Consider the following 12,277-nt stretch of genomic DNA (forward strand, 5'->3'; position numbering starts at 1 on the left):
GGCCCGCGTCCAGGTCCATCCCTGTCGGCGCTCTCCGGTAGCCCCGGAGTCACCCTCTGTGAGCCAGGCCACACCACTTCACCCGCATGGTCGGCGATCGGCCGTGGCAAACTGGCTGGAGTACCAGTAGCAGCGCACTCCGGGGTCGGTGCAATTCCGAACCGGCGGTATAGTCCGCGACCCGTCCGCAGCCAGCGGCCGGTTGACCAGGTGAAATTCCTGGACCGACGGTTAAAGTCCGGATGGGAGGCAGTGCGCGGCGGGCCAGTCACCGGTACGCCGCCGTCGGCGGTTCCTCGGCATATCCCTGCGGACATGCCCGGTCGAACCGTTTCTCCGGCCTCGGCGTCCCCGCGTGAGCTGTTCCGCTCCATCTGTCGTATCCCGACAGGCCCCGGAGTCCGTGCCCGATCGAGGCAGGAGGACCCGGTGGCGACACACGCCGCGCACGCAGCACCCGCACCCGACGCGGGTGCCCGTGCCATGCGACGGGCCGTCGAGCTCGCCGCCCGCGGCCTCGGCCACACCAGCCCCAACCCGGTCGTCGGCTGCGTCATCACCGACGCCTCCGGCACCGTCGTCGGCGAGGGCTGGCACCAACGGGCCGGCGGCCCGCACGCCGAGGTCCGCGCCCTGCACGCCGCGGGCACCGCCGCCCGCGGCGGCACCGCCTACGTCACCCTCGAACCCTGCAACCACACCGGCCGGACCGGGCCCTGCGCCCAGGCCCTCGCCGACGCCGGCGTCGCCCGCGTCGTCTACGCCGTCCCCGACCCGAACCCGCAGGCCAGCGGCGGCGCCGCCACCCTGCGCGCCGCCGGGATCCACACCACGGCCGGGCTGCTCCGGGCCGAGGCCGAGGCCGGCAACACCGCATGGCTGACCGCCGTACGCCTCGGCCGGCCCCACGTCACCTGGAAGTACGCCGCCACCCTCGACGGCCGCAGCGCCGCCGCGGACGGCAGCAGCCGCTGGATCAGCTCCGCCGAGTCCCGCGCCGACGTCCACCGGCTGCGCGCCGAGGCCGACGCCGTCCTGGTCGGCGGCGGCACGCTGCGCGCCGACGACCCGCACCTGGCCGTCCGCGGCATCGACGGCGCCACCCAGCCCCTGCGCGTCGCCCTCGACACCCGCGCCGGCCTCCGGCCCTCCGCCCGCATCCTCGACGACGCCGCCCCGACGCTCCTCGTCGTCGCCGAGGACGCCGACACCCGCCACCTGCCCGGCGTCGACGTCCTCCGGCTGCCCCCGCACGACGGCCGCATCCCCGTCGGCGCGCTCCTCACACAGCTCTACGCCCGCGGCGTGCGCTCCCTCCTCCTCGAAGGCGGCCCCACCCTCGCGGGCACCTTCCTCGCACACGGCACCGTCGACCGCGTCGTCGGCTACCTCGCACCCGCCCTGCTCGGCGCCGGCCCCGCCGCCCTCGCCGACGCCGGCGTCACGAACATCTCCCACGCCCTGCGCCTCGACATCACCGAGGCCGTCCGCGTGGGCCCCGACCTGCGCATCACCGCCCTTCCCGCCACCGCCCCCAAGGAGCACTGAGTGTTCACCGGAATCGTCGAAGAACTGGGTGAGGTCACCGCCGTCGAGGCGCTCCCGGAAGCCTCCCGCTTCCGGCTCCGCGGCCCCCTCGTCACCGAGGACGCCAAGCACGGCGACTCCATCGCCGTCAACGGCGTCTGCCTCACCGTCGTGGAGACCGCCGAAGGCGAGTTCACCGCCGACGTCATGCAGGAGACCCTCAACCGCTCCAGCCTCGGCGCCCTCACCGCGGGCTCCCGCGTCAACCTCGAACGCCCCATGGCACTCGGCGGACGGCTCGGCGGCCACCTCGTCCAGGGACACGTGGACGGCACCGGCGAGATCCTCTCCCGCACCCCCTCCGAGCACTGGGAGATCGTCAAGGTCGCCCTCCCGCGGAACCTCTCCCGCTACGTCGTCGAGAAGGGCTCCATCACCGTCGACGGCGTCAGCCTCACCGTCGTCGAGGCCGCCGCCGACTGGTTCACCATCAGCCTCATCCCCACCACCCTCGCGCTGACCACCCTCGGCATCAAGCAGCCCGGCGACCCGGTCAACCTCGAAGTCGACGTCCTCGCGAAATACGTCGAACGCCTCCTCGCCGCCGGCATCGACCCGCTGCACGCCGACCCGACGGGAGAAGCCCGGTGACCGCCCTGAACTGGCTCAACACCGAGGCCTTCACCGTCTTCGGCCAGAAGGTCATCTGGTCCGACATGATCGGCAACCTGATGGGCCTGGCCGCACTCGCCCTCGGCTGGCGCCGCTCCATATGGACCTGGCCCGCCCAGCTGCTCTCCGGCCTCATCCTCATCGCCGCCTACGCCTCCGCGCACCTCGCCGGCGGCGTCGGCAAGCAGCTCCTCGTCATCGGCGTGGCCGTCTTCGGCTGGACCGCCTGGCAGCGCGGCAAGCAGCAGGCCCAGGACGGCTCCATCGCCGTACGCACCGCCACCTGGACCGAGCGCGGACTGCTCCTCGGCGGAGCGGCCCTCGGCACCCTCGCCGTCGGCGGCCTCTTCACCCTCTACCCGTCGCTGTCCTGGAGCCCCTGGGCCGACGCCTACATCTTCGTCGGCACGATCGTCGCGATGGTGGCGCAGGCCCGCGGCCTGGTCGAGTTCTGGTTCGCCTGGCTCCTCGTCGACCTCGTCGGGGTCCCCCTCGCCTTCACCGGCGGCCTGGCCTTCTCCGGACTGGTCTACGTCGTCTACTTCGCCCTCGTCGTGTGGGGCGCCTACGACTGGTACCAGCGCTCCCGCACCACTCCCGCCCCGGCCCTCGAAGGAGCAGCGGCATGACCACCCTCAAGCCCGTGCCCGACATCCCCGAAGAGACCTTCCGCCTCGACCCCGTCGAGCAGGCGATCCGCGACATCGCCGCGGGCCGGCCCGTCGTCGTCGTCGACGACGAGGACCGCGAGAACGAGGGCGACCTCGTCATCGCCGCCGAGAAGGCCACCCCCGAGATCGTCGCCTTCATGATGAGCGAGTGCCGCGGCCTGATCTGCGCCCCCATGGAGGGCGACGAGCTGGACCGCCTCGAACTCCCGCAGATGGTCCAGAACAACACCGAATCGATGAAGACCGCCTTCACCGTCTCCGTCGACGCGAGCGCCGCCCACGGCGTCTCCACCGGCATCTCCGCCGCCGACCGCGCCACCACCCTGCGCCTCCTCGCCGACGGCGTCAGCGGCCCCGGCGACTTCGTCCGCCCCGGCCACGTCTTCCCCCTGCGCGCCAAGCCCGGCGGCGTCCTGGTCCGCAACGGCCACACCGAGGCCGCCGTCGACCTCGCCCGCCTCGCGGGCCTGCGCCCCGCCGGCGCCATCGTGGAGATCGCCGGCGAGGACGGCGTCATGCTGCGCCTGCCCGAACTGATCCCCTTCGCCCGCAAGCACGGCCTGACGATCATCTCCATCGAGGACCTGATCGCCTACCGCCGCTCCGCGGAACCCACCGTCCGGCGCGAGGCCGAAGTCAGCCTGCCGACCGCCTTCGGCGACTTCACCGCGCACGGCTACCGCTCCACCGTCGACGGCGTCGAGCACGTCGCCCTCGTCCACGGCGAGATCGGCGACGGCTCCGACATCCTCGTCCGCATGCACTCCGAGTGCCTGACCGGCGACATCTTCGCCTCCCAGCGCTGCGACTGCGGCCCCCAGCTGCACGCCTCCATGGAGCGGATCAAGACCGAGGGCCGCGGCGTCGTCGTCTACCTCCGCGGCCACGAGGGCCGCGGCATCGGACTGCTGTCCAAGCTGCGCGCCTACGAACTCCAGGAGCGCGGCCGCGACACCCTGGACGCCAACCTGGAACTGGGCCTGCCCGCCGACGCCCGCGACTACGCCGCCGGCGCGCAGATCCTCGCCGACCTCGGCGTCCGGAGCGTCCGGCTGCTGACGAACAACCCCGACAAGTCCACCGCCCTGGAACGCCACGGCATCACGGTCGCCAGCCGGGAGGCCATGCCGGTCGAGGCGGGCGAGCACAATCTGCGGTACCTGCGCACCAAGCGGGACCGGATGGGCCACGACCTGCCCTGGCTGGACGGGGCCGTGACCACCTCCGCCTGCGGCAACCAGTAGGCACGCACCACCACCCGTACGAACATCCACGAACCACCGAGGAGCAGAGCTGTGAGCGGCAAGGGCGCACCCGAACTGAGTGTGAAGAACTGCGGAGACCTGCGAGTCGCCGTGATCGCGGCCCAGTGGCACGAGAAGGTCATGGACGGACTGGTCGACGGCGCCCTGCGGGCCCTGCACGAGCTGGGCATCGACGAGCCCACCCTGCTGCGCGTCCCCGGCAGCTTCGAGCTCCCCGTCGTCGCGAAGGTCCTGGCCGGCCGCGGCTACGACGCCATCGTCGCCCTCGGCGTCGTCATCCGCGGCGGCACCCCGCACTTCGACTACGTCTGCCAGGGCGTCACCCAGGGCCTGGTCCAGGTCTCGATCGACACCGGGGTCCCCGTCGGCTTCGGCGTACTGACCTGCGACAACGACGAGCAGGCACTGGACCGTGCCGGACTCGAAGGGTCGAACGAGGACAAGGGCCACGAAGCGGTCACCGCCGCCGTCTCCACCGCCATGACCCTGCGCACCGTCAGTGAACCCTGGCGCTGAGTGTCCGAGGAGTGAACCCCGGCACCGGGACACCCGGGTGAGCCCGTACTCTAAGGACATCATGGCGAACGAACCCTCCAAGACCTTCGAAGAGCTCTTCACCGAGCTCCAGCACAAGGCCGCCGAAGGCGACCCCAGCACCTCCCGCACCGCCGAGCTCGTCCACAAGGGCGTCCATGCCATCGGCAAGAAGGTCGTCGAGGAGGCCGCCGAGGTCTGGATGGCCGCCGAGTACGAGGGCAAGGAAGCCGCCGCCGAGGAAATCTCGCAGCTGCTGTACCACGTCCAGGTGATGATGGTCGCGCGCGGGATCTCCCTCGACGACGTCTACGCGCACCTCTGAGCCCGGGCCGGGGCCGCACCCCGCCCGCACCCACGTCAACCACGCACACCACGCATCAAAGGAAGCCCCATGCTGCGCATCGCCGTCCCCAACAAGGGTTCTCTCTCCGGACCGGCGTCGGCGATGCTCCATGAGGCCGGCTACCGGATGCGCAAGGAGTCCAAGGAGCTCGTGGTCGTCGACCCCGAGAACGAAGTGGAGTTCTTCTACCTCCGCCCCAAGGACATCGCGATCTACGTCTCCTCCGGCAAGCTCGACATCGGCATCACCGGCCGCGACCTGCTGCTCGACTCCGGCGCCAGCGCCGAGGAGATCCTCCCGCTGAACTTCGGACGCTCCACCTTCCGCTACGCCACCACCCCCGGCACGGCGAAGGGCCCCGAGGACTTCGCCGGGATGACCATCGCGACCTCGTACGAGGGAATCGTCGCCAAGCACCTGGCCGACCAGGGCATCGACGCCGCCGTCGTCCACCTGGACGGCGCGGTCGAGACCGCCATCCAGCTCGGTGTCGCCCAGATCATCGCCGACGTCGTCGAGACCGGCACCAGCCTGCGCAACGCCGGCCTGGAGGTCATCGGCGAGCCGATCCTCACCTCCGAGGCCGTCGTCATCCGCGGCAACGGCGCGGACGCCGACGACCCGCAGGTCCAGCAGTTCCTGCGCCGCCTGCAGGGCGTCCTCGTGGCCCGCAGCTACGTGATGATGGACTACGACTGCCGCGCCGAGCACCTGGAGCGCGCGGTCGCCCTCACCCCCGGCCTGGAGTCGCCGACCGTCTCCCCGCTGCACAACGAGGGCTGGGTCGCCGTCCGCGCCATGGTCCCCGCCAAGGAGGCCCAGCGCATCATGGACGACCTGTACGAGCTGGGCGCCCGCGCGATCCTCACCACCTCGATCCACGCCTGCCGCCTGTAGGGAGTGTCTTGTCGCTCGGGCCGGGCCCGGTCGACAAGACACTCCCCAGGGGTGTCGCGCCGGCCGCCCCCGGGCACCGCGCATGCCGCCCCTCACCCGTACGCCACCCGAGAAGGCAACGCACCATGGCCGAGTCCGCCGCCCCACCCGCACCGCCCGCCCTGCCGGTCACCTTCCGGCCGACCCGCACCCGGGCGGTCCTGCTGGGCGTCGGGCTCGCCATGTTCGCCACCATCACCGCCATCGCCGTGCTGCTGGAGAACCTCAGCCCCGGCGAGCGGATCAGCTTCGTCTTCACCGCCGTCCTGCTGAGTTCCGTACTGGTCCTGCTCAGCCGCCCCAAGGTGGCCGCGGACGAGGACGGCGTCACCGTCGTCAACCTCACCAACACCCGCCGTCTGGCCTGGGCGGAGATCCTCCGGGTCAACCTCCGCCCCGGCGACCCGTGGGTGTTCCTGGACCTCAGCGACGGCACCAGCCTGCCCGTGCTCGGCATCCAGCCGGGCGTGGCCAGGCAGCGGGCCATCAGCGACGCGCGCGCCCTGCGCGCCCTCGCCGAAACCCGCGGAACCGGTGCAAACGACCACTGACCCCACCGACGTTCGTCGCCGCCTACCGTTGCGGCCGCGATGTCAGTGACTACCCTGGTGGCGGGGCGCAGCCGTGCGCCCGCCCACCGGCCCCGGGACCCCGAGGCCCGCGGGCACCTGCAACTCGAGGAGTGACTCCCTCCAGCAATGGACGGATCGTCCGGTAATACCCGCGCCGCCCTCCCCACGGAGGCGGCGGCATGACCATCCCGCTACTGCTGCTCGCGGCGGCGTTCGCCCTGATCCTCGCCAACGGATTCTTCGTGGCGGCCGAGTTCGGCCTCGTCACGGTGGAACGCCCCGAGGCGGAGCGCGCCGCAGCCGACGGAGACCGCCGTGCCCGCACGGTCGTCAAGGCCCTGCGGGAGCTGTCCTTCCAGCTCTCCGGCACCCAGCTCGGCATCACCATCACCTCCCTCGTGGTCGGCATGCTCGCCGAGCCCGCCCTGGCCGCTCTGCTGGCCGGGCCGCTCACCGCGACCGGCCTGCCGAAGGGAGCCGTCTCCGGCGTCGCCGTCGTCATCGGCATGCTGCTCGCCTCCGCCGTCCAGATGGTCGTCGGCGAGCTCGTCCCGAAGAACTGGGCGGTCTCCCGGCCCCTCCAGGTGGCCCGTTTCGTCGCCGGCCCGCAGAACGCCTTCTCGCGCGCCTTCCGACCGGTCATCGCCTGCCTCAACGCCGTCGCAAACCGGCTCGTGCGGGCCCTCGGCGTGGAGCCCACCGACGAGATGGCGTCCGCCCGCACCCCGGGCGAACTCGTCTCCCTGGTCCGCCATTCGGCCCAGGCGGGCGCCCTCGAACAGGACACGGCCGACCTCTTCGTCCGGACCCTGTCGCTGGGCGAGCTCACGGCCCAGCACGTGATGACCCCCCGGGTGAAGGTCAGCGCCCTCCAGTACACGGCCACCGCGGCCGACGTACTGAACCTGACCCGCGCCACGGGCCTGTCCCGCTTCCCCGTCTACCGCGAACGCATCGACGAGATCACCGGCGTGGTCCACCTCAAGGACGCCCTCGCCGTGCCCGAGTCCGAACGCGACCGCACCACCGTGGGCCGGATCTGCGTCGCCCCGCTGCTGGTGCCCGGCTCCCTGCCGGTGCAGCCGCTGCTGGAGCGGCTGCGCAGCGAACAGCCGATGGCCGTCGTCGTCGACGAGTACGGCGGCACCGCCGGCGTCGTCACCCTGGAGGACATCGTCGAGGAACTCGTCGGGGAGGTCCGCGACGAGCACGACCTCGCCGAGGACGAGACCCCCGAACTCGCCGCCGTGCCCGCCGAGGACGGCCGCCCCTCCTGGGAGGCGGACGGCAGCTGCCGCGTGCAGACCCTCCGCCGGATAGGCCTGGAGGTGCCCGAGGGCCCCTACGAGACCGTCGCCGGCCTCGTCGCCGACCTGCTCGGCAGGATCCCCGCCCCCGGGGACCGCGCGGACCTCCCCGGCTGGAAGCTGTCCGTCCGCAGAGTCGGCCGCAACCGGGCCGAACGCGTGCGGCTGGTCCGCCTCACGGCCGTACCCGCCGCCGGCCCGCACCGGCAGGGCGCGGGCCCCGCCGGCGCCCCGGTGCCAGGCTCGGGCCGCCACGGCGAAGCCGCCCCGCAGCGCGCCGAGCTGGAAGGCGCCGCCCGATGAACGCGCTCCAGCTCGTCTTCGCCCTGCTCCTCGTCCTCGCCAACGGCTTCTTCGTCGGAGCCGAGTTCGCACTCGTCTCCGTACGGCGCAGCCAGATCGAGCCCCTCGCGGCCGAGTCCAAACGGGCCCGCCAGGTGCTCCACGGCCTGGAGAACCTGCCCCGCATGATGGCCGCCGCTCAGTTCGGCATCACCGTCTGCTCGCTCACCCTCGGCGCGGTCGCCGAACCGACCGTGGCCCGGCTGCTGGAGCCCGTCTTCCACGCCGTCCACGTCCCGGAAGGCCTGATCCACCCCCTCGGCTACGCCCTCGCGCTCGCCGCCGTGGTCTTCCTGCACCTGGTCATCGGTGAGATGGTCCCCAAGAACCTCGCCATGGCCGCGCCCGAGAAGACCGCCCTGTGGTTCAGCCCCGGCCTGGTGGCCTTCGCCCGCGTCTGCGGACCGGTCACCACCGCGCTCGGCACCTGCGCCAAGCTGGTCCTGAAGCTCTTCAAGGTCGAGCCCAAGGACGAGGTCGAGGCCGCCTACACCTCCGCCCAGCTGGGCCGGCTCCTCAAGGACTCCCGGCAGGCCGGGCTCCTGGAACCGGTCGAGCAGGAGCGGCTGGAGGACGCACTGGAACTGGGCAGCCGCCCCGTCACCGACGTCCTTCTCGACCGGGAGCGCCTGGTCACCGTCGGCCCGGCCGTCACCCCGCGCCAGATCGAACAGCTGACCGTGCGCACCGGGTACTCCCGGTTCCCCGTCCGAGCCGACAGCGGCGCCTTCATGGGCTACCTGCACGTCAAGGACGTACTGGACCTTGAGGACCGGGAACGGGCCGTGCCCCAGCGGGTCTGGCGCCGCATGACCACCCTGTGCGCGACCGTCCCGCTGGACGACGCCCTCGGCGTCATGCGCCGCGACGCCACCCACCTGGCGCAGGTCGCGGACCAGAGCGGCCGGGTCCTCGGCCTCGTCGCCCTGGAGGACGTCCTGGAGATGCTGGTGGGCGAGGTCCGCGACCCGGCCCACCGGATTCCGGCCGGCCGTACGTAACACCGGCAGGGGCCGGATGCGCCGCCCGGCGGTCCGTCCGGCCCCTGCCGAGGTCACAGGGGCGGCTCCGGCCGCTCCTGCGGCCCGCGGCCCGACAGCACCTCCCCGTACGCCTGCATGAGGTCCGGCAGCCGCAGCGTGGCCAGGTCGTCCCGCGACGGCTCACCCGCGTAGCCCGCCAGCCGCAGGTCCCGGTACGCGCAGCTCTTCTCGTACAGGGTGCGCAGGAAACGGCCGTTGCCCAGCTCGTCGATCCAGCCCTGCTCCACCACGTGCCCGCTGATGCTGCGCAGCTCCTCCAGGGCCTCCTCGTCCCAGTGGTCCCCGTTCGCGTCGGCCAGCACGCCGCCGATCGCCGTCAGTTCCGGCGGCCTGTAGCTGGGGAAGTCCACCCGCGTGGTGAACCGGGACGACAGTCCCGGGTTCGCCGCCAGCAGCCGGTCCATCCCGGCCGGGTAGCCCGCCAGGATCACCACCAGGTGGTCCCGGTTGTCCTCGGCCCGCTTCAGCAGCACCTGCAACGCCTCGTCGCCGTACGCGTCGCCCTTGCTGTAGCCCGTGTTCGACAGCGAGTACGCCTCGTCCACGAACAGCACCCCGCCGATCGCCGAATCGATCAGCTCGTTGGCCTTCACCGCGGTCTGCCCCAGGAACTCGCCCACCAGGTCGGCCCGCTGGGCCTCCACCAGATGGTCCCCGCCGAGCAGCCCCAGCGCGTAGAAGACCCTGCCCAGGATCCGTGCCACCGTCGTCTTGCCGGTCCCCGAGGGACCCGAGAACACGAAGTGCCGCTTCGGCGGCTGCACCGGCAGCCCCTGGCCCGCCCTCAGCCGCGCCATGTGCAGCTGCGCCGAGAGGGCCTTCACCTGCCTCTTGACGGGCTCCAGGCCCACCATCCGCTCCAGTTCCGCCAGCGCCTCGGCCAGCGCCGCGGGGTCGGACGGCCCCGTCGGCAGCCCCTGCGCGGAGCCCTGCGGCGGGACGGGCGCCCTGCGCCGTACGCCCTCCGTCCGGCCCGGCGGGGGAGGCGGCGGCACCAGCGGGTCGGCGCCCACCTGCCCGTCCGCGGCGATGTCCTGCACGGGCCCCCCGCCCAGCGGGCCTCCGCCCAGGGCGACCGCCGCGAAGTCACCGCCGACCGGCGACGGACCGTGGCCCGCGTACCCGCCGTACCCCGAATACCCCGCCAGACCGGCCAGATCGGCCATGCCGTCGGTGTCGTCGCCGTCCTCGATGGCCGTCAGCCGGGCCGCGATGTCCATGAAGGAGGGGTCCACCCGGTGCACCGCCCGGTACAGCGGCAGCGCCGCCGCACTGCGCCCCGTGCCCTCGTGCGCCCGGGCCAGCCAGTACCGCAGCTCCTTGCGCTGCGGCTGCTCGCTGCGGCAGCGCATCAGCGCGGCCGACAGCATCGGCTCCGCCTGCCCGTACATCTCCAGCCGGACCCGCGCCATACCGCCGAAGAGCCCGGCCTCGATGCCCAGCAGCGGATCGTTCACCAGCGGCTCGGTGTGCCGGACCAACTGCTCCCAGTCCTTGACCAGATAGGCCCGGCAGGCGTGCAGGAACCGCACCTGCGGGTCGGTGTCCACCGGCGGCAGCGCGGCGAGGGCCTGGTCCAGCTCCGGCACGTGCCGGCCGTCCAGCCAGTGCGAGGCGTGGGCCAGCAGCAGGTCCCGCCGGTTCTCCAGCACCGGTTGCACCCACCAGCCCAGCCAGTACCAGGAGTTGAGCGTCCTGCGGTGCCGGCCGCGCTGCTCGCCGAAGCGGTCCCGGTGCGCGTACATGCGTAAGAGGGCGTTGCCCGTGTCGACCCGGAGCGCGTGCAGGCCCAGCCACGCGTCGGCCATCGAGGGGTCGAGCCGCACGGCCGTCCGGAACTCCTCCTCGGCCTGCGGGTAGGCGCCCATGGTGCAGGCGTCGACCCCTCGCAGCCAAGCGAGTTCGGCCGGGGCGTGCATGCTGCCCGGCGTGCCGAAATCCATCACGTCCCCCACAAGCCTGCCCCGTGGTGCGCGGCAACCCCCGCTTCGAGCGCGCGAGTTGTCCGGTGCCCCCGCCTGGCGTCGCTGAAATCAGGGCTGCATCGTACCTGCGCTTTCGCACCTTACGTAGGGTGCGGGGGCTCCGGTTCGGGTGGGCGCCACGGGCGGGAGTGGTGACACAGGGTGAACGTCCGGGGTCCGCATGGCCCGTGCGCCGCCCGTGCCGAGGGGGTCCACGGGCAGAACGAAGCCCCCGATCACGGGGGAACAATCGGGGGCTCCGCGTGCGCGGTAACCGGTGAAGGCCCCGCATGGAGAACGTAAGGCCGCTGCGGGCCCCGGGTCAAGCGGGTCGGCGCGGGCCCGGCCGGGCGGACTTCCGGGCCCCCTCAGGCCCGGGGGAGTTCGTCACCGTCGGTGACAGAAGCGGGGGTTCCAGCCGTCGCTCCGGTCCCGGAAGACCACTCGTATCCCGTACCGCTCTGGCGTACCAGGGTGCCGGCGAAGGGGCGCGAAGGATCACTGGAGAAGTGCGCGTGCTCCGCGCGCTCCCACCCGTCCCAGAAGTCGGACAGTTCACGCCCGTCCCGGCGGCGGCCCCGCGTCCAGGACTCCGCCCGCGGGGTCTCCATCCACAGCAGCCGGGCCAGGTGCGGGCGCAGCGCCCGCCGCCCGGCGCCGACCCCCTCCACCAGGAGCACCGGCGCCGGCTCCAGCACCCGCTCCGGCCCGAAGCGGCGCTCCACCCAGTCGTACGGTGCCCAGTGCGCGGGCCGTCCGCCCGCCAGCGGCTCCAGCACCTGCGCGCGCAGCCGCTCCTCCCAGCCGAACAGCTCCTCGTGGCTGGCCACGTCGTCCAGGTGCAGCACGGGCGCCCCGCCCAGCGCCTCGGCGAGCCGCCCCGCGAAGGTGCTCTTCCCGGATCCGGCGTGCCCGTCGATCCCGATCAGGCGCACCGGGCCGAGGGAGCACGGGAGGGCGGCGAGCTCCCGGGCGAGTGACTCAAGTGACTGGTGTGTTTCCACCCGACCAGCGTAGACAAGCCCGACACGACCCCCGGCTTGGGCCTTCGGCCGCCGGGAACCTGGAAGGGTGACACCACCCAAGCGCCGACCCACC

Annotated in this window: 12 protein-coding genes and 1 riboswitch; of the genes, 10 read left to right on the forward strand and 2 right to left on the reverse strand. The window is 72.8% G+C overall.

The window, feature by feature from the left end; genetic code table 11:
* Positions 1-130 precede the first annotated feature (130 nt).
* A riboswitch (FMN riboswitch) is annotated at positions 131-260 on the forward strand.
* A gap of 223 nt (positions 261-483) precedes the next feature.
* The 10 genes from ribD (at position 484) to AC2RP6_RS31610 (ending at position 9,173) form a co-directional block, all read left to right on the forward strand.
* Complete coding sequence (gene ribD / locus AC2RP6_RS31565; RefSeq protein WP_486450520.1) at positions 484-1,548, forward strand: bifunctional diaminohydroxyphosphoribosylaminopyrimidine deaminase/5-amino-6-(5-phosphoribosylamino)uracil reductase RibD; 1,065 nt, start codon at positions 484-486, stop codon at positions 1,546-1,548.
* A complete protein-coding gene (locus tag AC2RP6_RS31570) occupies positions 1,549-2,178 on the forward strand; it encodes a riboflavin synthase (protein WP_486449251.1) in 630 nt (209 codons plus the stop codon). It abuts the gene before it with no gap.
* Positions 2,175-2,828: a nicotinamide mononucleotide transporter family protein gene (locus AC2RP6_RS31575; RefSeq protein ID WP_486449252.1), complete on the forward strand. Its 654-nt coding sequence runs from the start codon at positions 2,175-2,177 to the stop codon at positions 2,826-2,828. The genes AC2RP6_RS31570 and AC2RP6_RS31575 overlap by 4 nt, the downstream gene beginning before the upstream one ends.
* Positions 2,825-4,114 (forward strand): bifunctional 3,4-dihydroxy-2-butanone-4-phosphate synthase/GTP cyclohydrolase II, encoded by a 1,290-nt coding sequence (locus AC2RP6_RS31580; RefSeq protein WP_486449253.1) that lies wholly within the window; start codon positions 2,825-2,827, stop codon positions 4,112-4,114. The genes AC2RP6_RS31575 and AC2RP6_RS31580 overlap by 4 nt, the downstream gene beginning before the upstream one ends.
* Positions 4,115-4,165: 51 nt before the next feature.
* Entirely contained in the window at positions 4,166-4,651 is a 486-nt protein-coding gene (gene ribH, locus AC2RP6_RS31585; RefSeq protein ID WP_007262951.1) for a 6,7-dimethyl-8-ribityllumazine synthase, read from the forward strand.
* Positions 4,652-4,712: 61 nt separating this feature from the next.
* Entirely contained in the window at positions 4,713-4,994 is a 282-nt protein-coding gene (locus AC2RP6_RS31590) for a phosphoribosyl-ATP diphosphatase (RefSeq protein ID WP_381756936.1), read from the forward strand.
* 69 nt (positions 4,995-5,063) lie between these two features.
* On the forward strand, positions 5,064-5,912 hold the full coding sequence (gene hisG, locus AC2RP6_RS31595; protein WP_486449254.1) for an ATP phosphoribosyltransferase: 849 nt from the start codon (positions 5,064-5,066) through the stop codon (positions 5,910-5,912).
* Between the two features lie 125 nt (positions 5,913-6,037).
* Positions 6,038-6,502 carry a PH domain-containing protein gene (locus tag AC2RP6_RS31600; protein WP_486449255.1) on the forward strand — a complete coding sequence of 155 codons (465 nt, stop codon included), beginning with the start codon at positions 6,038-6,040 and terminating at the stop codon, positions 6,500-6,502.
* A 200-nt stretch (positions 6,503-6,702) separates the two neighbouring features.
* Positions 6,703-8,133, forward strand: coding sequence for a hemolysin family protein (locus tag AC2RP6_RS31605; RefSeq protein WP_486449256.1), 1,431 nt, complete (start codon positions 6,703-6,705; stop codon positions 8,131-8,133).
* A complete protein-coding gene (locus AC2RP6_RS31610; protein WP_486449257.1) occupies positions 8,130-9,173 on the forward strand; it encodes a hemolysin family protein in 1,044 nt (347 codons plus the stop codon). The genes AC2RP6_RS31605 and AC2RP6_RS31610 overlap by 4 nt, the downstream gene beginning before the upstream one ends.
* 53 nt (positions 9,174-9,226) lie before the next feature.
* Here AC2RP6_RS31610 and AC2RP6_RS31615 read toward each other — a convergent pair whose 3' ends face one another.
* A complete protein-coding gene (locus AC2RP6_RS31615; protein ID WP_486449258.1) occupies positions 9,227-11,158 on the reverse strand; it encodes an AAA family ATPase in 1,932 nt (643 codons plus the stop codon).
* A gap of 389 nt (positions 11,159-11,547) precedes the next feature.
* The gene (locus AC2RP6_RS31620) at positions 11,548-12,183 is read right to left on the reverse strand and encodes a uridine kinase family protein (protein WP_486449259.1); all 636 of its coding nucleotides are present in this window, start codon (positions 12,181-12,183) and stop codon (positions 11,548-11,550) included.
* Positions 12,184-12,277: the final 94 nt, after the last annotated feature.

It is taken from the genome of Streptomyces sp. WAC03905 (assembly GCF_057371075.1).